At 65.5% G+C, this 20,341-nt stretch carries 20 protein-coding genes and 1 tRNA gene; 11 read left to right on the forward strand and 10 right to left on the reverse strand.

Going from position 1 to position 20,341, the window contains the following annotated elements; genetic code table 11:
* Positions 1–8: 8 nt before the first annotated feature.
* From ssuD to ACVJ19_RS16450, 5 genes are all read left to right on the forward strand, one after another.
* Positions 9–1,175, forward strand: coding sequence for an FMNH2-dependent alkanesulfonate monooxygenase (gene ssuD, locus ACVJ19_RS16430; RefSeq protein WP_453950097.1), 1,167 nt, complete (start codon positions 9–11; stop codon positions 1,173–1,175).
* Positions 1,172–1,978: an ABC transporter permease subunit gene (locus ACVJ19_RS16435; RefSeq protein ID WP_453950098.1), complete on the forward strand. Its 807-nt coding sequence runs from the start codon at positions 1,172–1,174 to the stop codon at positions 1,976–1,978. The genes ssuD and ACVJ19_RS16435 overlap by 4 nt, the downstream gene beginning before the upstream one ends.
* A gap of 20 nt (positions 1,979–1,998) precedes the next feature.
* Positions 1,999–2,835, forward strand: a complete 837-nt coding sequence (locus ACVJ19_RS16440; RefSeq protein ID WP_453950099.1) for an ATP-binding cassette domain-containing protein — start codon at positions 1,999–2,001, stop codon at positions 2,833–2,835.
* 32 nt (positions 2,836–2,867) lie between these two features.
* A complete protein-coding gene (locus ACVJ19_RS16445; RefSeq protein ID WP_453950100.1) occupies positions 2,868–3,449 on the forward strand; it encodes a flavin reductase family protein in 582 nt (193 codons plus the stop codon).
* A gap of 93 nt (positions 3,450–3,542) precedes the next feature.
* Positions 3,543–3,698, forward strand: coding sequence for a hypothetical protein (locus tag ACVJ19_RS16450; protein ID WP_167523728.1), 156 nt, complete (start codon positions 3,543–3,545; stop codon positions 3,696–3,698).
* Between the two features lie 121 nt (positions 3,699–3,819).
* Here the strand turns inward: ACVJ19_RS16450 and ACVJ19_RS16455 are convergent, their stop codons facing one another.
* Positions 3,820–4,968, reverse strand: a complete 1,149-nt coding sequence (locus ACVJ19_RS16455; RefSeq protein WP_453950101.1) for a M20 family metallopeptidase — start codon at positions 4,966–4,968, stop codon at positions 3,820–3,822.
* Positions 4,969–5,537: 569 nt separating this feature from the next.
* On the opposite strand from ACVJ19_RS16455, the gene ACVJ19_RS16460 reads away from it, so the two are divergent.
* On the forward strand, positions 5,538–5,870 hold the full coding sequence (locus ACVJ19_RS16460) for a GYD domain-containing protein (RefSeq protein ID WP_453950102.1): 333 nt from the start codon (positions 5,538–5,540) through the stop codon (positions 5,868–5,870).
* Positions 5,871–6,088: 218 nt separating this feature from the next.
* On the opposite strand, the gene flbD is transcribed toward ACVJ19_RS16460, so the two are convergent.
* The 8 genes from flbD to ACVJ19_RS16500 form a co-directional block, all read right to left on the reverse strand.
* Positions 6,089–7,474 carry a sigma-54-dependent transcriptional regulator FlbD gene (flbD, locus tag ACVJ19_RS16465; protein WP_453950104.1) on the reverse strand — a complete coding sequence of 462 codons (1,386 nt, stop codon included), beginning with the start codon at positions 7,472–7,474 and terminating at the stop codon, positions 6,089–6,091.
* A gap of 39 nt (positions 7,475–7,513) precedes the next feature.
* Complete coding sequence (gene fliN, locus ACVJ19_RS16470; RefSeq protein WP_080139212.1) at positions 7,514–7,861, reverse strand: flagellar motor switch protein FliN; 348 nt, start codon at positions 7,859–7,861, stop codon at positions 7,514–7,516.
* A 3-nt stretch (positions 7,862–7,864) separates the two neighbouring features.
* Positions 7,865–8,485 carry a FliH/SctL family protein gene (locus ACVJ19_RS16475; RefSeq protein ID WP_453950105.1) on the reverse strand — a complete coding sequence of 207 codons (621 nt, stop codon included), beginning with the start codon at positions 8,483–8,485 and terminating at the stop codon, positions 7,865–7,867.
* Positions 8,485–9,576 (reverse strand): flagellar motor switch protein FliG, encoded by a 1,092-nt coding sequence (gene fliG, locus ACVJ19_RS16480; RefSeq protein ID WP_211406857.1) that lies wholly within the window; start codon positions 9,574–9,576, stop codon positions 8,485–8,487. The genes ACVJ19_RS16475 and fliG overlap by 1 nt, the downstream gene beginning before the upstream one ends.
* Positions 9,577–9,605: 29 nt before the next feature.
* Entirely contained in the window at positions 9,606–11,219 is a 1,614-nt protein-coding gene (gene fliF / locus ACVJ19_RS16485) for a flagellar basal-body MS-ring/collar protein FliF (protein ID WP_453950106.1), read from the reverse strand.
* A gap of 179 nt (positions 11,220–11,398) precedes the next feature.
* Positions 11,399–11,674: a CtrA inhibitor SciP gene (gene sciP / locus ACVJ19_RS16490; protein WP_002714638.1), complete on the reverse strand. Its 276-nt coding sequence runs from the start codon at positions 11,672–11,674 to the stop codon at positions 11,399–11,401.
* A gap of 373 nt (positions 11,675–12,047) precedes the next feature.
* Positions 12,048–12,758 carry a flagellar hook assembly protein FlgD gene (locus tag ACVJ19_RS16495; RefSeq protein ID WP_453950107.1) on the reverse strand — a complete coding sequence of 237 codons (711 nt, stop codon included), beginning with the start codon at positions 12,756–12,758 and terminating at the stop codon, positions 12,048–12,050.
* 13 nt (positions 12,759–12,771) lie between these two features.
* Positions 12,772–14,400, reverse strand: a complete 1,629-nt coding sequence (locus tag ACVJ19_RS16500; RefSeq protein WP_453950108.1) for a flagellar hook-length control protein FliK — start codon at positions 14,398–14,400, stop codon at positions 12,772–12,774.
* 346 nt (positions 14,401–14,746) lie between these two features.
* Between ACVJ19_RS16500 and mnmA the strand changes: the two genes are divergently transcribed.
* The 4 genes from mnmA (at position 14,747) to ACVJ19_RS16520 (ending at position 17,558) form a co-directional block, all read left to right on the forward strand.
* Positions 14,747–15,928, forward strand: coding sequence for a tRNA 2-thiouridine(34) synthase MnmA (gene mnmA / locus ACVJ19_RS16505; protein ID WP_453950109.1), 1,182 nt, complete (start codon positions 14,747–14,749; stop codon positions 15,926–15,928).
* Positions 15,929–16,175: 247 nt separating this feature from the next.
* Positions 16,176–16,814, forward strand: coding sequence for a class I SAM-dependent methyltransferase (locus tag ACVJ19_RS16510; protein ID WP_453950110.1), 639 nt, complete (start codon positions 16,176–16,178; stop codon positions 16,812–16,814).
* 44 nt (positions 16,815–16,858) lie between these two features.
* Positions 16,859–17,215 (forward strand): hypothetical protein, encoded by a 357-nt coding sequence (locus tag ACVJ19_RS16515; protein WP_453950111.1) that lies wholly within the window; start codon positions 16,859–16,861, stop codon positions 17,213–17,215.
* 266 nt (positions 17,216–17,481) lie between these two features.
* Positions 17,482–17,558: transfer RNA gene (locus ACVJ19_RS16520), tRNA-Met, on the forward strand.
* 399 nt (positions 17,559–17,957) lie between these two features.
* Here the strand turns inward: ACVJ19_RS16520 and ACVJ19_RS16525 are convergent.
* Complete coding sequence (locus tag ACVJ19_RS16525; RefSeq protein WP_456739398.1) at positions 17,958–18,557, reverse strand: hypothetical protein; 600 nt, start codon at positions 18,555–18,557, stop codon at positions 17,958–17,960.
* Between ACVJ19_RS16525 and ACVJ19_RS16530 the strand changes: the two genes are divergently transcribed.
* Positions 18,544–20,091: a tetratricopeptide repeat protein gene (locus ACVJ19_RS16530; RefSeq protein WP_456739399.1), complete on the forward strand. Its 1,548-nt coding sequence runs from the start codon at positions 18,544–18,546 to the stop codon at positions 20,089–20,091. The genes ACVJ19_RS16525 and ACVJ19_RS16530 overlap by 14 nt on opposite strands.
* Positions 20,092–20,341: the final 250 nt, after the last annotated feature.

Here is a 20,341-nt window from a genome sequence, read left to right on the forward strand (position 1 = left end):
GCAAAGTCATGAGTAACCAAACCAACGCCAACATCCTCTGGTTCCTGCCGACGCACGGTGACGGCCGCTATCTCGGCACCGGCATCGGCGGCCGCGAGGTCAATTTCAACTATCTGCGCCAGATCGCGCAGGCCGCCGACCAGCTCGGCTATTTCGGCGTGCTGCTTCCGACCGGCCGGTCCTGCGAGGATTCCTGGATCGTCGCTTCCAGCGTTGCGCCGTTCACCGAGCGGCTGCGCTACCTCGTGGCCGTCCGCCCCGGCCTGCAATCGCCGAGCGTCGCGGCGCGCATGACCGCGACGCTCGACCGTGTCACCAATGGCCGGCTTCTCGTCAACGTCGTCACCGGCGGCGATCCCGTCGAGAACAAGGGCGACGGCATCTTCCTCGGCCATGACGAGCGCTACGAGGTCACCCGCGAATTCCTCAACGTCTATAGCGACCTGCTCGCCGGCAAGACCGTCAATGTCGAGGGCAAGCACATCCATGTCGAGGGCGGCAAGCTCTTGTTCCCTCCGGTGCAGTCGCCGCGGCCGCCGCTCTATTTCGGCGGCTCGTCCGATGCCGGCATCGACGTCGCCGTCGACACCGTCGACAAATATCTCACCTGGGGCGAGCCGCCGGCTCTGGTTGCCGAGAAGATCGCGAAGGTGCGGGAGGTCGCTGCCGCGCGCGGCCGCAAACTCTCCTTCGGCATCCGCCTTCATGTAATTGTCCGCGAGACCAATGAAGAAGCCTGGCGCGCCGCGAACGAGCTGATCAAGCATGTCAGCGACGACACCATCGCCACCGCGCAGAAGAACTTCGCGCGGATGGACTCGGTCGGCCAGCAGCGCATGGCGCAGCTCCATGGCGGCAAGCGCGACAAGCTCGAGATCGCTCCGAACCTGTGGGCCGGTGTCGGCCTGGTGCGCGGCGGCGCCGGCACGGCGCTGGTCGGCGATGCCCAGACCGTCGCGGCCCGCATCAAGGAGTATCAGGATCTCGGCATCGATACCTTCATCATGTCCGGTTACCCGCATCTGGAGGAAGCCTATCGCTTCGCCGAGCTGGTGTTCCCGCTGCTCTCGCTGGAGCAGCCGAGCAACGTGACCAAGCTTCACTTCAACGGCGGGCCTTTCGGCGAGACGGTCGGCAGCGATTTCCGTCCGCAACACCGGGTGTCGCAATCATGAGCCTCATCGACAGCATTTCTCTCCCCCGCAGCGTCCGCCTGCCGCGGGTCGACGGCCTGGTCCAGTGGATCGTGCCGCTCGCCATCATCGCGATCTGGCAGGTCGCCTGCGTCACCGGCTTCGTGCCGACGCGCGTGCTGCCGGCGCCGAGTGATGTCGCGCTTGCGGGCTGGAAGCTGCTGCTCTCCGGCGAGCTCGTCCGCAACATCTGGGTCTCGTTCTGGCGCGCCTCGATCGGTTTCCTGATCGGCGGCAGCATCGGCTTCGCCTTCGGGCTCGCCAACGGCCTGTCGCAGCTTTCGGCAAAGCTCACCGACACCACGCTGCAGATGGTGCGCAACGTGCCGCATCTGGCGCTGATCCCGCTGGTCATCCTCTGGTTCGGCATCGACGAGAGCGCAAAGCTGTTCCTGGTGGCGCTGGGTGTGTTCTTCCCGATCTACCTCAACACGCTGCACGGCATCCGCACCGTCGATCCGCAACTGATCGAGATGGGCCGCATCTACGGCATGACGGATGGCGAGTTGTTCCGCCGCGTCATCTTCCCGGGCGCGCTGCCCTCGATCTTCGTCGGCATCCGCTTCGCGCTCGGCATCATGTGGCTGACGCTGATCGTCGCCGAGACCATCGCGGCATCCTCGGGCCTCGGCTACATGGCGATGCAGGCGCGTGAGTTCATGCTGATCGACGTCGTCGTGCTCTCGATCCTGATCTACGCCCTGCTCGGCAAGCTCGCCGACAGCGCCTCCCGCGTGCTGGAGCGCCTGACGCTCTCCTGGCACCCCGCCTTCCAAAAACGTTGAGCAGAAATACTGGGAATCACATGCAGACAGCGCTTCGTACGTCCCTGCCCGAGACCGAGCTCGCCAGCCGCGCCAATTTTGCGCCCCACGCCCGTGTCGTGCGCGAGGAGCGTCCGGTGCAGACCACCGGCCTGCCGCTGAGCATCCGCGGCCTGCGAAAGTCCTTCGGCGACAACGAGGTGCTGCGCGGCATCGATTTGCACATCCCTGCCGGTCAGTTCGTCGCCATTGTCGGCAAGAGCGGTTGCGGCAAGAGCACGCTCTTGCGCCTCATCGCCGGCCTGGAAAAGATCGATGCCGGCAGCATCGGCTTCGGCCAGGATGTGCAGCCCGAAGACATCCGTGTGATGTTCCAGGAGCCGCGGTTGCTGCCCTGGGCCCGCGTGCTCGCCAATGTCGAGGTTGGTCTCGGCCGCGATCGCGCATCGAAGGATGCGCATGCCCGCGCCGAGAAGGCGTTGACCGAGGTTGGCCTCGCCGACAAGCGCGACCAGTGGCCTTCGGTGCTCTCGGGCGGCCAGAAGCAGCGTGTCGCGCTCGGCCGCGCGCTGGTCTCCCGCCCGCGCGTACTGGCCTTCGACGAGCCGCTCGGCGCGCTGGACGCGCTGACCCGCATCTCGATGCAGCGCCTCTTGGAGCGGGTCTGGCGCGATCAGGGCTTTACCGCGATCCTGGTGACCCACGATGTCGCTGAAGCCGTCGCCCTGGCCGACCGGGTGCTGGTGATCGAGGACGGCCGGATTGCCCATGACGTCACGGTTAACGTGGCCCGGCCCCGCGAGCGCGGCTCGGCCGAGCTCGCCAGCCTCGAAGGCTCGATCCTGAGCCACCTTTTGTCGGCGGACGATCGTACCTAAATACAGGGGAACCCCGCTTTGGGGACCATGCCATGAATGTAGTACCTCGCGACCTCATGACCGAAATTCCCGTCTCGCCCGCCGATTTCCGCGGCGCCATGCGCCATCTCACCGGCGGCGTCAGCGTCATCACCGCCGGGCGGGGCAAGGACATCACCGGCATGACGGTGACCTCGGTGACCTCGCTGTCGGTCGAACCGCCGACGCTGCTGGTCAGCATCAACCGCGATGCCTCGTCCTTCCCGCTGATCAAGCGCCATGGCGCGTTTGGCGTGAACATCCTCAATGCCGACCAGCTCGACATTGCCGAACGCTTTGCCGGCAAGGGCGGGCTGAAAGGTGCCGACCGCTTCGGCGGAGCCCAGTGGGTGACATCAGTCTCGGGAGTCCCGCTGCTGGTCGGTGCGTTGTCGGTGTTCGACTGCGAGGTCGAGGAGATCGTCGAGCGGCACTCGCACGGCATCGTCATCGGCCGTGTCAGGGACGTCAGGAACTCGACCCGCAACGCGGCGCTCGCCTATTGGCACGGCCAGTATGTGGCGGTCGACCAGGACGAGGACGCCGCAAGGCTCGCCGACGTCAGCGTTCCCGCGCGCGGCCGGCGCGGCATTTGATCGCCGCCGGCAGGCGCCGGCTGGCCTTTTTCGCCTCATCGCTCTAGAAGCGCTGCTTGAGCCGTCCCGCCGGGACGGCCATGGAGCCGATCGATGAAGCGCGTCGCGACCCTAGCCTTCTACGCCATCGGCGCGCTGGCGATCGCCTATCTCGCGCTCTACGCCTACGCGATGTTCTCGGGACAGCCGATCGTGCCGGGCGATCCCATCCACATCTTCCGCAAGCCCGACGCACCGAGTTATTCGTGAGGCTCGGGAGGTTTCGTAGGGTGGGCAAAGGCGCCCTTGCGCCGTGCCCACCATTTTTCCCGCGATGACCGAAGTGGTGGGCACGCTTCGCTTTGCCCACCCTACGGCGCTACGCCCTCCATCACCCCCTCAAAATCGCCAGCGCCAGCGCCTGCGCGCGCGGCACGATGCTGTCGATCTCGAGATATTCCTCCGGCGTGTGGGCGAGGCCGCCGACCGGCCCGAGGCCGCAGATGGTCGGCGTGCCCACGGCGGCGGTGAAGCCGGAATCGGCGCAGCCGCCGGAGAACTCGCCCTGCAGCGTCGTGAGGCCGACCTGCCTTGCGGCCGCCTGATAGCCTTCGAACAGCGTCTTCGACTCCGCGCTCTGCACCACCGGTACGAACTCGCCCTTGATCGTCAACGTCGCGCTGGTGCCCGGCACGTAAGAGGTCGCGACGATGGTCTCGATCGCGGCCATGATCCGCGCACGATCGGCCGGATCGACATAGCGCATGTCGATCTGGCCTTCGGCGTAAGGCGCCGTGGTGTTGACGGACTGCCCGCCCGAGACGAGGCCGACATTGAGCGTGATGCCCTTGTCGAGATCGGTCAGCGCGTGGATCTGCACGATCTTGTGCGCGAGCTCGCCGATCGCGCTGACGCCGGCGGCGAAATTGGCGCCGGAATGCGCCGCCTTGCCGGTGATGGTCATGTGCATGAAGATGCCGCCCTTGCGTCCCGTCACGACGTTGCCGGTGGGTCGGCCCGGCTCGGAATTGAACACGGCGCGGGCGGCACGCCCCTCGCGCTCGATCACCGGCCGGCAGGAGGGCGAACCGATCTCCTCGTCAGAGGTGATAAGCACCTTGATCGGATGCGGTGAGCCGCCGAACTTGTGGAAGGCGGTCGCCACGAACACGTTCATGACGAGGCCGGACTTCATGTCGGAGACACCCGGTCCGTAGGCGCGGCCATCTCGAATTGTGAACGGCCGCCGCCCGGCCTCGCCCTTGCCGAATACGGTGTCGCGATGTCCCATCAACAGCACCGGCTTCTCGTTGCTGCCGGGCTTTGCCACCTCGGCATGGATCGCGTCGCCGAAGCTGGCATTGGCCTCGCGCCGGAACGGAATGCCGTGCTCGGCAAAATGCCGCTCGAACCGCGCACCGACAGCATCGACGCCTTCCTTGTCATAAGACCCGGAATCGATGTTCACGACGTCGCGCAAGAGATCGATCATGGCCTGCTTCTGCGACGCCAGCCAGTCCGTGATTTGAGCTTCAGACATATGTACCCTCGTGGTTCTCACGCGAGGTTATAGGACCTTGCGCGGGCGTGACCTAGTCGCCGGATGCGGTGCGGCCATGTGCTCGACGCTTCGAAAAGCAGCCGACCTAGCGGCTTGGCTGCGCCATTGCCTCGACGCCACGAAGCTGCGTCGCGACGGCCAGCGCGCCGATCTTTCGGCCCATGTCCTTGCCGACAGGAGATCGTCCACGAAGCGTATTCCATGGCTTGCCCTTTCGAGTTGAAGGACGTTTGAGAAGGTGGACGCGGTTTGTGGCCGAGATCACCTCACTCCAAAATTCTATCGATCCTGATGCGTATCGACAGTGAACTGCTTCACTCGCGGTGGCACGATGGGTCGCGCTCCAAATGGGTAGGCTTGGCTTACCGTTCGCGCCGCATTGCGGAGTTGGCTATAGTCGACACAAGCTGCCAGTTGGACGTGCCGAGGTCCGCAGCTCTATTCTCAAGGCAGCTCGAATGCTGTCGGCAGGCTGTGCCTTGCTCTCGTTCGGAGAGCTCTTTCCAAAACTACAGGTGTTGTCGCTCTAACTTAGACGGAGAGAAAACATGCCGCTGTTCATCTCGTACGTCTCATACTCAAACGCGGGCATCAAGGGAATGGTTGACAAGCCGATCGATCGTACTTCAGTCATCGCTGCGCTGGTCGAGAAAGCAGGCGGAAAGCTCCAGGGAGCTTTCATGACGACTGGTCAGCACGACGCAGTGCTCGTCACGGAGTTTCCCGATGGCTCCGATGCTATTGCGATTGGAATGGTTGCCGCAGCCACTGGCGCCGTCTCCAAGGTCGAAACCGTGCGCGCCTGGAAGATGGGCGAATTCAAGAGCATCGCGGAAAAGGCCGCGAAGCTCGCAAGCTCCTACGTCCCGCCGGGCAAATAATTCGGACAGATCGCGACATGGAAAGGCCCGGAGCGCAGGAGCGCTCCGGGCCTTTTAGGGACGCACCCTGCTTCCTCACTGTCGTCCCGGCCTAGCGCGCAATTGCGCGCTAGGCCGGGACGACGGCGGAGAGTAAGGCGGTGCCGTGAGCCCATCACGAAAAGAAAATGCCCGGGACCGGCCCGGGCATTCGCAATCTCTCAATTTTGCCAAGGCCCCTACGCCCCCACCATCGGCATGCGCGGATACTCGCCGGGCGTGCCCGCCGGCGGGATCGGGATGCCGCCGTCGGCGTATTCGTTGAGCTTGTTGCGCAGCGTGCGGATCGAGATGCCGAGGATGTTGGCGGCATGGGTGCGGTTGCCGAGGCAGTGCTTCAGCGTCTCCAGGATCAGGTCGCGCTCCACGTCAGCGACGGTGCGCCCCACCAGCGCCCGCGTCACCTGCTCGGCGGCCATCGTGGCATGCGCCACGGCTGGCGCCGTCTTGGCGAGATCGAGGCGGTCGCCGTCCGGGGTGATGATTGCGTCCGGGCCGATCTCGTCGCCCTGCGCCATCAGCACCGCGCGGTGCATGGTGTTTTCGAGCTCGCGGACGTTCCCCTGCCAGCGGTTGGTGGAGAGCACGCGGCGCGCCTCCGCCGAGAGCGGGCGCGTCGGCACGCCGTTGGCCTCGGCATATTTCTTCACGAAGTGCTGGGCGAGCTCGAGGATGTCGGCGGGACGCTCGCGCAGCGGCGGGATCTTCAGATTCACGACGTTGAGGCGGAACAGGAGGTCCTCGCGGAACGTGCCTTCGCGCACGGCTTCCGCCAAGTTGCGGTTCGAAGTCGCGATGATGCGGATGTCGACCGGCACCGGCTTGGTGCCGCCGACACGGTCGATCACGCGCTCCTGGATGGCGCGCAGGAGCTTGGACTGCAGGCGGACGTCCATCTCGGAGATTTCGTCGAGCAGCAGCGTGCCGCCGGTCGCCTCCTCGAACTTGCCGATGCGGCGGGCGACGGCACCGGTGAAGGCGCCTTTCTCGTGGCCGAACAGCTCGGACTCCAGGAGGTGCTCGGGGATCGCGGCGCAGTTGATCGAAATGAACGGACGCTTGGCGCGGGCCGAGCGGGTGTGGACGTAGCGCGCCAGCACTTCCTTGCCGGTGCCGGACTCGCCGGTGATCATCACCGAGGCGTCGGAGCCGGCGATCTGCTGCGCCAGCTTGATCACCCTCGCCATGGCGTCGTCGCGATAGACCAGCTCGCGGGAATCGTTGGCGACGGCAGCCAGCACCGCGGCGATCAGCTCCGGCTCCGGCGGCAGCGGGATGTATTCCTTGGCGCCGGCGTGGATCGCCGCGACCGCGGCGCGGGCGTCGTTGGTGATGCCGCAGGCGACGATCGGAGCGTGGATGTGCTCGGCTTCCAGCCGCATCACGAGGTCGCGGATGTCGAGGGCGACGTCGACCAGCAGGAGGTCGGCGCCCTTGCCGCCGCGCAGCACCCGCATCGCCTGCTCGTGATCCTCGGCGTGGGTCACGGTGGCGCCGTTCTCCATCGCGATCTTGGTGGCGGTGGTGAGCTGGCCCTTCAATGTGCCAACGATGAGAAGCCGCATGTCAGTCTCCTGTCCGTCTGGTCGCGCTATTGCGCGTTATCATGTGCGTTCGGTCTTGATGATTTCCGTCATGGTCACGCCGAGCTTGTCCTCGACCAGGACGACTTCGCCGCGGGCGACCAGCTTGTTGTTGACGTAGATGTCGATGGCCTCGCCGACGCGCCGGTCGAGCTCGAGCACGGTGCCGGGGCCGAGCTTGAGCAGCTCGCCGACATCCATCTTGGAGCGGCCGAGCACGGCCGAGACCTGCACCGGCACGTCGAACACCGCTTCGAGGTCGGCGGCGGCGCGCGCCGCATATTCGTCCTCGTTGTAGCCGACATCCGCGGTCGGCGGCATCGGGCCGTTGAGATCGGGCAACGGGACCTGTCCGTCGGTGTCGCTCATGGCTTAGCTCCCCCTCCGGGACGCGATATAGCGTCCGACCATGTCGTCGATCTTGGCCGCGATGGCGCCGCGCTCCAGCACGACGCCGCCATCGGCCCATTCGATCCGGCAGTCGCCGGTGGCAATTTCCGGCTCGGCCAGGATCACCAGCCGGCCCTCGAAGCCGCTCTGCTTGGCGAGCCGCTCGATCTTCTCGCGCGCGCTGTCGTAGAGCGAATCGTTGATGCGGACGACGAGATGCGGCGTCGCGACCAGATGCGAGAAGCAGTCCTTGACCAGCGCGACGACCTCGCCGAGCGGCTCGGCGGCGACGAGGTCGGCGCACAGCTTGCGCGCCACGGCGACCGCGACGTCGACCGCCTCGGTCTCCATCCTGGTCTCGATGTTACCGATGCCGGAGGCGATGCCCCGGATCGCGATGTTGATCTCTTCCATGGCGAGCGCGACGCGGCGGTCGCTCTCGGCCTTGGCCTCGCGCTGGCCGGCGGCAAAGCCGTCCTGATAGGCCCGTGCCTCGGCTTCGGCGACCTTCTGTGCGATCTCGGCCGCGGTCGCGGCCCTCTCGCGCGTCCGCTCGGGCGCGGCGAAGTCGGTGTCGAACAGGAATTTTGCCGGAGCCGCCATCAGTACACCAGCTCGTCGTCGGCGCGGTTCTTGGTCAGCATGATCTCGCCCTTGGCGGCGAGGTCCTTGGCGAGGTTGACCAGCAGCGCCTGGGCCTCGTCGACGTCGCGCAGGCGGACCGGGCCCATCGCCGCCATGTCGTCCTGCAGCATCTTGGCCGCGCGCGAGGACATGTTGCCGAAGAAGAAGTTGCGGACGTCCTCGTTGGCGCTCTTGAGCGCGACGCCGAGCTTGTCCTTGTCGACGTTGCGCATCAGGGTCTGCGCCGAGCCGGAATCCAGCTTCACGAGGTCGTCGAAGGTGAACATCAGCGCCTTGATGCGCTCGGCCGATTCCCGGTTCTCCTCTTCCAGCGAGGTGATGAAGCGGGTTTCGGTCTGGCGGTCGAAATTGTTGAAGATCTCCGCCATCACCTCGTGGGCGTCGCGGCGGCGGGTCTGCGACAGGTTGGACATGAATTCGGTGCGCAGCGTCTTCTCCACGCTCTCGATCACCTCCTTCTGCACCGCCTCCATCTTCAGCATGCGGTTGACGACGTCGAGCGCGAGCTCCTCTGGCAGGATGCCGAGCACGCGGGCGGCATGCTCCGACTTCAGCTTCGACAGCACCACGGCGATGGTCTGCGGGTATTCGTTCTTGAGGTAATTGGCGAGGACCTCTTCCTGCACGTTGGAGAGCTTCTCCCACATGTTGCGCCCCGCAGGGCCGCGGATCTCGTCCATGATGCCGTTGACGCGCTCCGGCGGCAGGTATTGCTGCAGCAGTCGCTCGGTGGCGTCGAAATTGCCCATCAGCGCGCCCGAGGCCGACATGCGCGAGACGAATTCGAGCAGCATGTCCTCGACGGTGTCGACCTCGACGGTGCCGAGCGTCGACATTTCCAGCGAGAGCTGGCGCACCTCGTCGTCGTCGAGCAGCCCCCAGATCTTGCCGCCATATTGCTCGCCCAGCGCCAGCATCAGGATCGCGGCGCGCTTCGGGCCCGCCAGCGCTTCGGTCTTGCCGCCCGCACGGTTGCCCGCACGCTGGCCGAGCGTGGAGATCACGCTGGTGATGTCGGTGGAGTTGGCGTTTTGCAGATTGGCGGCCATGTCAGATCACTTCTTGATTCACTTGGCAGTTACTTGGCTGGCTCGGTGAGCCACTGGCGGATGATGGCGACGGTTTCGTTGGGATTGCGTTCGGCGAGCTCGCCGACACGGTGAACGGACTGGGCGTGGACCTGGCCCTGGATGGTGGCGACGTCGATCGCGCTGGCGGCACCGCCGGGCAGCAGCGCCTGTCCTGTGGCCGGCGCGGCCTCTTCCGAGGCGGAGGGGCCGGCCAGGACGCCGGAGATCGCGGCGGCGACTTCGTCCGAGGCGAGGATGCGCTTGACCAGCGGGCGGATCACCATGAACAGCACGACGAGGCCGAGCAGCATCATCACGCCGAGCTCGACGAAGTACATGACGTCGTCCTTGGTGAACTGCAGCATGCCGAGGAAGCCGCTGGGCTCGCCGATCGGGGCGGTGGAGGGGGCGTCGGCGAAGCGCAGGTTCACAACCTCGACCTGATCGCCGCGCTTCTGGTCGAAGCCGATCGCCGAGCGCACCAGGGTGGCGATGCGGTCGAGCTGCTCCTTGGTGCGATCCTGATAGGCCAGCTCGCCCTTGTCGTTCTTGCTGTAGATGCCGTCGACCAGCACCGCGACCGAGATGCGGTTGACCCGGCCGGCCTCGGTCACCTCGGTCTTGGTGGTGCGGGAGATCTCGTAATTGTTGGTCTCCTCGGTCTTCTTGCTCTGGTCTTTGGCCGCGACGCCGTTGTTCTGCTGGTTGCCGGGCAGCTCGTTGTTGACGGTGACCTGGCCGTTGTTGTCGGCGGTCATGCTGCTTTCTTCGCGGGTCTGGCTCGAGCGCAGCACGCGGCCCTCGGGATCGAACTTGTCCGAGGTCTGGGTGACCTTGTTGAAGTCGAAATCGGCGGAGAGCTGGACGCGGGCGCGGCCCGATCCGACCACCGAGGAGACGATGTCCTCGACCTGCTTGCGCATCCGCTTCTCGAAGGCGGTGCGGCGCTCGTCGCCGAGCGCCTGCTCCGGATCGGTCTGGGCGCCGTCGGCGAGCAGCTGGCCGGCCTCGTCCACGATCGAGACGCGCTGCGGCTTCAGCCCGTTGACGGCGGAGGCGACGAGATGGCGGATGGCGCGGATCTGCTGGGCCTCGAGCGAGCCGCGCACCCGCACCACGATCGAGGCCGACGGCTCCGGCGCCTCGCGGGCGAACAGCGGGCGCTCGGGCAGCACGAGGTGGACGCGGGCGGCCTGGATGCGGTCGATGGCGCGGATGGTGCGGGCAAGCTCGCCTTCCAGCGCGCGCAGATGATTGATGTTCTGGACGAAGGAGGTGGTGCCGAGCGCGTCCGACTTGTCGAACACCTCGTAGCCGACGCCGCCACCCTTGGGCAGGCCGCCCTCGGCGAGCTTCATCCTGAGACGCGTGACCTTGTCCTTGGGCACCATGATGATGGAGCCCTCATTACGAATCTCGAACTGGATGCCCTGGCGTTCCAGGTCCTTGATAATGCTGGAAGAATCTTCGACGCTGAGGTCGGTGAACAGCGTCGTCATCTGCGGCGTGGTGACCCGCATGATGACGAACGCGAAGAAGCCGATGAGCGCGGCGGTGACCGCGATCATCGCCCCGAACCGGGCGGCACCGATACTTTTTAAGAAGTCCCCAAGACCTTGCAAGCAACCGCCCCGACCAATTCGACCCGCAACCGAGCGGCCGACTGGGCAATTATTGCCTAGGGGATGGTTTCGATATGGTTAACGAAGGTTAAGAGGTCGGACAAAAGTCGCGTCATGAAAAAAATCGGCCTCGCTGGGCGAGGCCGATTTTCGTCAAAAGCCGCAGATTTCCGGATCGCTTACTGGCGATATTGCTGGATGCGGGTGGTGCGAAGACCCGCCAGACCATGCTGGTCGATGGAAAACTGCCAGGAGAGGAATTCGTCGACCGTCAGGGTGTAACGGCTGCAGGCCTCCTCGAGGGAGAGAAGTCCGCCGCGCACAGCGGCGACGACCTCGGCCTTGCGGCGGATGACCCAGCGTTTGGTACCGGGCGCGGGCAGATCTGCGATCGTCAGCGGACTGCCGTCCGGCCCGATGACGTATTTTACCCTCGGGCGATGGGGTTCTGTCATGGCGTACTCACAAACTCTCAACCACTGAACTCACGCCGTAACCGTAACCCCCGCGGCTTAAAAATCCGCTAAGCCTAAGGCTTCAATACAATTCTCGTTGAAACTTGCGGGAACGCGGCCGGCCTAGCGGGCGAAACAGCATGGTTCGAGCCGGCCAGGCGGGCAGAAGGTAAATACTTTACTAACAAACCGGGGCCTGCGCGGGACGCTGCCAAGCCCCTCAGTGTCGTCCTGGCGAAAGCCAGGACCCATTACCCCAAATAGTAGTTTGGCGAAGACTCGGGGTCACGTCCTCGCACTAAAACGACTTTCGGTGGTTATGGGTCCTGGCTTTCGCCAGGACGACACCGAGGATGTAGTAACGGCCGTACCCTCAATTGCTGCTCGTCGCGATGATGCTCTTCACCTGGCTCAGCGTGTAGCTGGCGCCGTCGATGGTGAGCAGCGGCGGCGACTGGGTCAGGTCGACGGACGACACTGTGCCCTGCACCTGCGCGGCGATGCCGACAGTGTTGTTCGCCACGTCCTTGCCCGTGGCCGAGATCGTGTACTTGCCGTCGGGCCATTGCGTGCCGTCATTGCCCATGCCGTTCCAGGTGAAGGGAATGTCGGTGCCGGCGGCGGCGGTGTATTTGCCGGTGAACACGGTCTGGCCGCTGGCATTGGCGACGGTGATGTCGACGGTGGAATCGCTCGGCACGTTGAGATGCCAGGTCGCCGACGAGTTCTTCATGGTCGCGGTCGAGCCGTCGACCAGCGCGGTCTTGCCGACGAAGCCCAGCGCCTGGGTCGCCTGCGTGGTCTGCTGCAGGGTGACGAGCTGGGCCAGCGAGTCGTTGGTCTTGAGCTGCTGCTCGACGCCGGCGAACTGCACCAGCTGCTGGGTGAACTGGTTGGTGTCGAGCGGATCGAGCGGGTTCTGGTTCTGCAGCTGCGTCGTCAGCAGCGTCAGGAAGGTCTGGAAATTGCCGGCGAGCGTCGAGCCCGTGCTCGAGCTCATGTTCGAGCTCGACGAGGAGGACGACGTCGTCTGCGTCGTGCCGGAGACGACGGCGGGGGCGGTGGCGGCATTCGTGGTGGTCATTGTCGAATACTCCTCACACTCTGATGTCGACGCCGCTGCTCGAACCGAGCATGCGGCCGTAGCCGCGCCCCACGGGCGCTGCGGGAACGCTGTCGTCCTCGCTGATGATCAGCCGGCGGGCATTGCCGCCATTGTCGTTGTTCTGGCCGGACTGCTGGCCCGACGAATTCTGGTCGCGCAGGCTGAAGGAGAGCCCGTTGCTGCCGGTCTTGAAGCCGGCATCGTCGAGCGCTCGCTGCAATTGCGGCGCATCCTGCCGCAGCATCTGCAGCGTCTCCGGCTTCTCGACGGTGAGATGCGAGGTGACCTGGCCGTTGCGGTCGACATTGATGCGGACGTCGATGCGGCCGAGATCGACCGGATCGAGGCTGATGTCGAACCGCGTCTTGCCCGCGCGCGCGGCCGCCGCGATCTCGATCGGCACGGCGTTGATCGGCACCGCCGCGGAAGTCGCGGCGGTCGCGGTCAGTGTTGCGGTCGAGGCGGTTGCCGCCGAGGTCGTCGTGGTCAGCGGCGCCTGCACGGCGGCGGCGGCCTGGGCGCTGCTGTCGGTCGTGTTGAAAGCGGCCTGCGCATTGGCATGGGCGTGCGCGGCCGGTGCGGCCGGGATCGCGTCGGGCGTGCGGTCCGCGGCACCTGGCTTCGCGTCGGTCGCGCTGCCGTCGGCCTGCGGCTTGGCGGCTTGCGGATGCGTCGCGGCGTTGGTCGCGGTCGCCGGCGCCTGCGGCGTGGCAGCGTTGGTCTTGCCCGCGTCCTGGCCGATATTGGAGATGTCGGTCTGCGCTTGCGCGGTGGCGGCAGCCTTGAACGAGGTCTTGGGCGTGCCCTGATCCACGGCGGCGATCAGTCCGCCATTGGTCTTGGCATCGGTCGCGGTGCCGTCGGTGGTGCCGGTCGCGGCATCGGCGAGCGTCGCCGAGGTGTCGGCTTCGACTTTCGCGCCGGCCGTCTTGGCGCTCTTGTCGCCGGGCGTCGCGGTATCGGTCTTGGTGCCTGCGATCTGCGCCGCGGTGGAGGCGCTGGCGGCGATGCCGGCGGCGGCAATGGTCAGCGGCGAGGCGGCGGCATCGCTGGCCTGGCTTGCTGCCGCATTCGGATCGGCCGGCACGACGGGTGCGGCGACCGGAATCGCGTTCGGATCGGGCACCGCGGTTTGCGTCGCATCGACTTGCGCCGTGGCCGCGGCATCGACGGCAGCGGCAAGACCGTCGGTGGTCTTGTCACCTTTGGTCTCGTCGGACTTGTCCGCCGACTTGGCGTCTGACGTCTCGGACTTATCCTTGGCCTTGGTGGGCTTGGTGGAATCCTTGGCCGGATCGGCGGTCGCCTCGCTCGTGGTGTCGTTCCCGGCGGGCGCGGAATTGTCGGTGTCGTCGCTGGCCTTGCTCTGCGCGGCCTGGTCGGTGGAGGCGGTGTCGCGCGAGCTGCGGTCGGAGGCGGAGGACGACGAGGCGGAATCGGTCCGGCGCGGCGCGGTGTCCTGCGCCGGCGAATTGTTGCTGATCGCCTGGGTGTTGCTGTCGACCAGGGAGCCGAAGGAGTCGCTCGCCGACGTGTCCTTGTGCCCTTGCGAGCGCGCGGGCTTCTGCTGCGTGCTCGAAACCTGCACGCTGGCAGCTAGATCTGAGGAAACACCGACCACAGGCAACCCCTTGGAAACATCTTCGGCTTGGGGGCTGCAAGGAGCGGGCCAGCCTCCCGTTGGCCTGTTTTATCAAGTCAAATCAATGCCTTGATCGATCGGCGGCGCCGCCGCGAGGGGCGCAAAAGCCCCGCCATTTCTGCCGCCCCGGCAAGAATTGCCCTAAGCAGGGGGCTGGCGTGATTGCTTCACCGGAAGGCCGCCTATATTAAAGAGGCAGCTCTCAGCCGCTTTCGACCGGGCAAGTCGTGCCCCCGCGGGAACCGAAGTTCCCCCGGGACCGTTCATGTCCCGGCCAGAAGCAAATCGCGGATCGCCGAACGCCGCCGTCACAGCTTAAGAACCCATGTTCAACAGTCTGGATCTCGAAGGCCGTCCTGAGGACACCAGGGTCGTTGTCGCCATGTCGGGCGGCGTCGATTCATCGACGACGGCTGCGCTGCTCAAGGCTGAAGGCTACGACGTCGTCGGCATCACGCTGCAGCTCTACGACCATGGCGCGGCCACCCACCGCAAGGGCGCCTGCTGCGCCGGCCAGGACATCCACGACGCCCGCGACGTCGCCGCCAAGCTCGGCATTCCCCATTACGTGCTCGACTACGAGGACCGTTTTCGCGAGTCGGTCATCGACAATTTCGCCGACTCTTATGCGCTTGGCGAAACGCCGGTGCCGTGCATCGAGTGCAACCGCAGCGTAAAATTCCGCGACCTGCTGAAGACCGCCCGCGAGCTCGGCGCGCAGGCGCTCGCCACCGGCCATTACGTCGCCTCGCGCCGCCGCGATGACGGCTCGCGCGCGCTGGTCTGCGCGGCCGATAGCGACCGTGACCAGAGCTATTTCCTGTTCGCGACCACGCAGTCACAGCTCGACTTCCTGCGCTTCCCGCTCGGCGACATGACCAAGCCCGAGACGCGCGAGCTCGCGCGGCGCTTTGGTCTCGCGGTCGCCGACAAGCACGACAGCCAGGACATCTGCTTCGTGCCGACGGGCCGCTACACCGACATCATCACCCGCCTGCGCCCGAACGCGATGGACCCCGGCGACATCGTCGATCTCGACGGACGCGTGCTCGGCCAGCATCACGGCATCGCCAATTTCACCGTCGGCCAGCGCCGCGGTCTCGGTATCGCCTCCGGCTCGCCGCTGTTCGTGGTGCGGCTCGATGCCGCCAACCGCCGCGTCGTGGTCGGCCCGCGCGATGCGCTGAAGATGCACCGCATCAGCTTGCGCGACGTCAACTGGATCGGCGGCGGCGACATCGACCGCGCGATCGGAAGCGGCTTAGAGATGTTCGTGCGCGTGCGCTCGACCCGCTCGCCGCAGCCGGCCTGGCTGCGCGGCGGCAATGGCCATTACGAGGTCGAGCTCGTCGCCGGCGAAGAGGGCGTCTCGCCGGGCCAGGCCTGCGTGTTCTACGACGCACCTGGCGGCCAGGCCCGCGTGCTCGGCGGCGGCTTCATCCAGAGCGCCGCCGCGAAGCTCGGCGCGGCCACGTCGCGCCCGCTCGCGGAAGCCGTGCGCGGCTGAACATCATGAGATCGGACCGCACTCTCGCGACACCGGAAGTGCGCCCCCTCTCCCGCCTGCGGGAGAGGGTGGGGGAGAGGGCTCTTTCCACACGCGATATCTCGCGAGAGGATAAAGCCCTCACCCGCCGCGCTCTTGCGAGCGCGTCGACCTCCCCCGCAAGCGGGGGAGGTGCACCAACGTCGGGGTTGGCATCGATCTCACCAATGTTCATTACATTCTAAGAATTCGCGTAAGGGCAGGGGGCATGGCAGCAGACATCTCGCGGGCCGGGGTCGAGAAGGCCTATGGCCGCTGGGCGCCGGTCTACGATCTCGTGTTCGGCAAGGTCTTCGACGCCGGACGGCAGTCGACCATTGCGGAGGCCGACCGCATCGGTGGCCGCATCCTTGACGTCGGCGTCGGCACCGGGCTTTCGCTCTCCGATTACGCGCGCACCACGAAAATCTGCGGTGTCGACATCTCCGAGCCGATGCTGCGCAAGGCGCAGGCGCGCGTGCGGAGCTTGCGCCTCTCCAATGTCGAAGTGCTCTCGGTGATGGACGCGAAGAACCTCGCCTTCGCCGACAACGTCTTCGACGCGGTGGTCGCGCAATATGTCATCACCGCCGTGCCCGATCCCGAAGGCACGCTCGACGAGTTCATGCGCGTGCTCAAGCCGGGCGGCGAGCTGATCCTCGTCAACCACATCGGTGCGGAAAAGGGGCTTCGCAAGCTCTCCGAGCTCGCCTTCGCTCCGATCGCCCGCCGCCTCGGCTGGCGCCCGGAATTCCCGTGGGCCCGCCTCGTCAACTGGGCCGCCAGGCACGGCGGCGTCACGCTCACCGAGCGCCGCCCCATGCCGCCGATGGGCCATTTCTCGCTGATCCGCTACCGCAAATCGTGATGGCGCCGCGGGAACACGCGCCAAGGCCGGCGCGTTTTCCTCCCATGCGCACGACATCAAACATCATCCTGGCAAGCCTCCTGATCGCTGCCTCCGGCAGCGCGATCGCGCAGGCCCCGCCCGCCCCGGCGACGCCGCCGCAAGCGACCGCGCCGCCATCCCCGCAACATGCGGCCAACTGCGCCCCGCAGGACCGCCCGAACCGCTCACCCGACGGCACCACCACCGGCCAGTCCCGGGAACCGCTCGGCGACAAGCTGGCAAAATCCGACGGCGTGCTCTGCCCGCCCGCCGGCATCGACCCCGACATGCACGCCCCGGCCCCCGAAACCGGCGGCAAGACCCCGGTGATCCCGCCCCCCGGCAGCCCCGGCGGCGACCCGAATGTGAGGCCGAAATAGGCGGTTTTTCCTTCGCCTCTCCCCGCGCGCGGGGAGAGGCCGGAATCCGCGCAAAGCGCGGATTCCGGGTGAGGGGGGCTCTCCGCGAGTCTGGTGCGTGAAATTGGCGTGTTCAGCCCAAACGGCGCGAGTCCGCCCCAAAACCGGGCGATTTCGCCAGCGAAATCACCCCATCAATCGCCGCCACTTTGCTTGACTTCCCGCCGCCCCCTTCCTTATATGCCGCGCGTTCGCGAGATCGGCCGTTCCGCCGTTCGCGACCCTGTGGCGGGGTAGCTCAGCTGGTTAGAGCACGGGAATCATAATCCTGGGGTCGGGGGTTCGAGTCCCTCCCCCGCTACCACGGGCCACGATTTCGCACGCCAAACTACGATCACCTACGATTTCGTACGCTCAATGGTAGCGAACGCCGCCGTAGGTTCAAATCGCCTCCGGGATTTGAACCTATTTGGGTACCGTTTTTCGGCAGCGATGAATCGCACACGAACGGTGGCTTTTGGCGGACTATGAAGATGCGGCCCCGCGAGTTAAGCTGCGCGTCGATAGGAAAACAGCGCCTTCGAGATAGTGGGTATCGCGATGTAGCGGACCCCCGCTACCAATTTTGCGATTTTGCACGTCAATCTACGATTTCCCAAGATTGCCTACGCCATGATTGTGGTGTGTCCATCGTTCGCTCTACTGCGGACACTGCTGTCTCGCGCCGCTTCGCTCAAGACTGCGGACGTCTCCCAAAACACCATCAGGAGGCAATCTTCACGATGGCTTTGCCAAAGTTACGGCCCTGCAACATGCCGATGAGCGCTGCGGGCGCGTTTCGAAGCAGCCTCGTCAGCTCTGGGCCAGGGTAGGGCGACATCAGATTATATTGCGCCATCAAGCTGCAAACGAGCACACGAGCATTGTTGTTCGGCAGGGGCCAGATCGCATCGAGAATGACGCCACCAATATTCTCGAAATCGATGTCGACGCCGTCGGGGCAAGCGGACGCCAGCCCTTCACGACGCCTTTGCCCAAGCCTAGCCCATGATAAGAAAACGAAGCGACCGCGAGCATGCTCCGCGGCCGCACTCGGGAAGCAAGCGACCGGTTCTGTGATCAGCATCACAGGTGTGGCCGCCTTCCTCTGTCTATATTGCCGGCTCGAAAGCAGGGTGGCGACCATGCGGAATCGGATTGCACTGGTTTTCAGTTTCTTTTTTTTCACTTCTCTGGCAGCCGCTGATCTTGCGGCCGCAGATGACCGGACAATCTGCGCGCAGCGCGGCCATGAAGACCGCATCGCCGCGTGCTCGCGGCTGATCGCAAAGAGCGGCGGGCGCGACGCCGTGGCGTTCGACAATCGCGGTGCCGAATATGGCGACAAGGGCGACTACGATCGCGCAATCTCCGATTTCAGCGAGGCCATCCGCATCGATCCGAAATACGCGCTTGCCTGGCAGCATCGCGGCGCCGCCCTGCTTCGCCGGGACGAGGTGGATCGGGCCATCGCCGACCTGACCGAGTCGATCCGGATCGATGCAAACAATCTGAACGCCTTGAACGACCGCGGCATGGCCTATGCCGCTGCAGGTGATTCCGAGCGCGCGCTTTCGGATTACAACGCAGCGATCCGCATCAATCCGAGGTTCAAGTTCGGCTACTTCAATCGAGGGCGGCTCTATGCCGGCAAGGGCGACCACACCCGGGCAATCGCCGAATACTCCGAGGTAATTCGCATTGACCCGACCTACGGTTATGCGTTCAACAATCGCGGACTGTCCTATCAGCACACCGGCCAGTCCGAGCGTGCCGTGGCCGATTTCAGCGAGGCGATCCGGCTTTTGCCGAGGACGACGCTGGCCTACAACAACCGCGGCGACATCCATCTCCTTCAGGGCAGGTACGATCAAGCCCTCGCCGATTTCAATGAGTCGCTGCGCAATGATCCGCAACATCAGAGCGCGCTGGTAAACCGCGGAATGGTTTTCGAGAAGCTGGGCGAGGTCGCAAAGGCCCGCGCCGACTTCAACGCAGCTCTGGCTGCCCCGCAGAAGTACGACAGCGCGAAATGGTCGATGGACAAGGCGCGCGAACGCCTCGCCGCGCTGGACGATTCGTCCATCAAGACCGTTCCTGCCACCACCACGTCTGTCATCGCGCTGCCGGGACCGTCAAGTAGAAATGACAGGCGCATCGCGCTCGTGGTTGGAAACTCCGCTTATGAGAATGTCGCAGCGCTCGCCAATCCGGCGCGCGATGCGGCGCTCGTCGCCGAAACGCTCAAGCTCACCGGATTCGATTCCGTCACGCTGCTGACCGATCTGCGCAAGGATGCGTTGACCGCGGCGCTGCGCGACTTTGCAAGGCAGGCGGAAATCGCCGACTGGGCGATGGTATATTACGCCGGTCACGGCATGGAGGTCGGCGGCGTCAACTATCTGATCCCGATCGACGCGAAGATCGCCTCCGACCGCGACGTCAGCTTCGAAGCCGTGGCGCTGGACCAGGTGTTGAACGCGGCGGAACGCGCCAAGCGGCTGCGCCTCATCGTCCTCGATGCCTGCCGCGACAATCCTTTCGCCAACCAGATGAAGCGCACCATGACGCTGGCGTCGCGTTCGGTGACGCGCGGCCTTGCGGCGATCGAGCCCGAGGCGGGCACGCTGGTGGTGTATGCCGCCAAGGACGGAGAGATGGCGCTCGACGGAGAGGGCAGGAACAGCCCGTTCGCCGCGGCGTTCGTCAACAATATGCGCAAGCCCGGTCTCGAGGTGCGCCGGCTGTTCGACGTCGTGCGTGACGACGTCATGGAGGCGACCAATCGTGCACAAAAGCCGTTCAGCTACGGATCGGTCTCGGGCCGGCAGGATTTTTACTTCGTCGCCGGGAAATGAGACGCAAGGCTTTGGCTGTCGCGCGGGCCAAAATTCACGGTATTGCCGAATTTCGGAAATATCGTACACCCCGCCCATCCCGGTTCATCCTGAGGGGCGATCGCGTCGTCGTCTTGATCGCGAGCCGGGCTTGCGGTGGACGCGGCAGCGTCGGCACGAGAGGGTGCGGGCGGGGAGGGTAGTCCCCGGTGAGCCCGCGGCCGCGCGCGGACGAACGGCGCTGCTAGGCGCGTCTCGTCTGTAAGTTTCC

The organism is Bradyrhizobium sp. USDA 376 (assembly GCF_054063675.1).

What these genes read in the sequence shown, in the direction of transcription:
- ssuD (WP_453950097.1), top strand. Translation starts at nt 9, where the DNA reads ATGAGTAACCAAACCAACGCCAACATCCTCTGGTTCCTGCCGACGCAC.
- ACVJ19_RS16435 (WP_453950098.1), top strand. Translation starts at nt 1,172, where the DNA reads ATGAGCCTCATCGACAGCATTTCTCTCCCCCGCAGCGTCCGCCTGCCG.
- ACVJ19_RS16440 (WP_453950099.1), top strand. Translation starts at nt 1,999, where the DNA reads ATGCAGACAGCGCTTCGTACGTCCCTGCCCGAGACCGAGCTCGCCAGC.
- ACVJ19_RS16445 (WP_453950100.1), top strand. Translation starts at nt 2,868, where the DNA reads ATGAATGTAGTACCTCGCGACCTCATGACCGAAATTCCCGTCTCGCCC.
- ACVJ19_RS16450 (WP_167523728.1), top strand. Translation starts at nt 3,543, where the DNA reads ATGAAGCGCGTCGCGACCCTAGCCTTCTACGCCATCGGCGCGCTGGCG.
- ACVJ19_RS16455 (WP_453950101.1), bottom strand. Translation starts at nt 4,968, where the DNA reads ATGTCTGAAGCTCAAATCACGGACTGGCTGGCGTCGCAGAAGCAGGCC.
- ACVJ19_RS16460 (WP_453950102.1), top strand. Translation starts at nt 5,538, where the DNA reads ATGCCGCTGTTCATCTCGTACGTCTCATACTCAAACGCGGGCATCAAG.
- flbD (WP_453950104.1), bottom strand. Translation starts at nt 7,474, where the DNA reads ATGCGGCTTCTCATCGTTGGCACATTGAAGGGCCAGCTCACCACCGCC.
- fliN (WP_080139212.1), bottom strand. Translation starts at nt 7,861, where the DNA reads ATGAGCGACACCGACGGACAGGTCCCGTTGCCCGATCTCAACGGCCCG.
- ACVJ19_RS16475 (WP_453950105.1), bottom strand. Translation starts at nt 8,485, where the DNA reads ATGGCGGCTCCGGCAAAATTCCTGTTCGACACCGACTTCGCCGCGCCC.
- fliG (WP_211406857.1), bottom strand. Translation starts at nt 9,576, where the DNA reads ATGGCCGCCAATCTGCAAAACGCCAACTCCACCGACATCACCAGCGTG.
- sciP (WP_002714638.1), bottom strand. Translation starts at nt 11,674, where the DNA reads ATGACAGAACCCCATCGCCCGAGGGTAAAATACGTCATCGGGCCGGAC.
- ACVJ19_RS16495 (WP_453950107.1), bottom strand. Translation starts at nt 12,758, where the DNA reads ATGACCACCACGAATGCCGCCACCGCCCCCGCCGTCGTCTCCGGCACG.
- mnmA (WP_453950109.1), top strand. Translation starts at nt 14,747, where the DNA reads ATGTTCAACAGTCTGGATCTCGAAGGCCGTCCTGAGGACACCAGGGTC.
- ACVJ19_RS16510 (WP_453950110.1), top strand. Translation starts at nt 16,176, where the DNA reads ATGGCAGCAGACATCTCGCGGGCCGGGGTCGAGAAGGCCTATGGCCGC.
- ACVJ19_RS16515 (WP_453950111.1), top strand. Translation starts at nt 16,859, where the DNA reads ATGCGCACGACATCAAACATCATCCTGGCAAGCCTCCTGATCGCTGCC.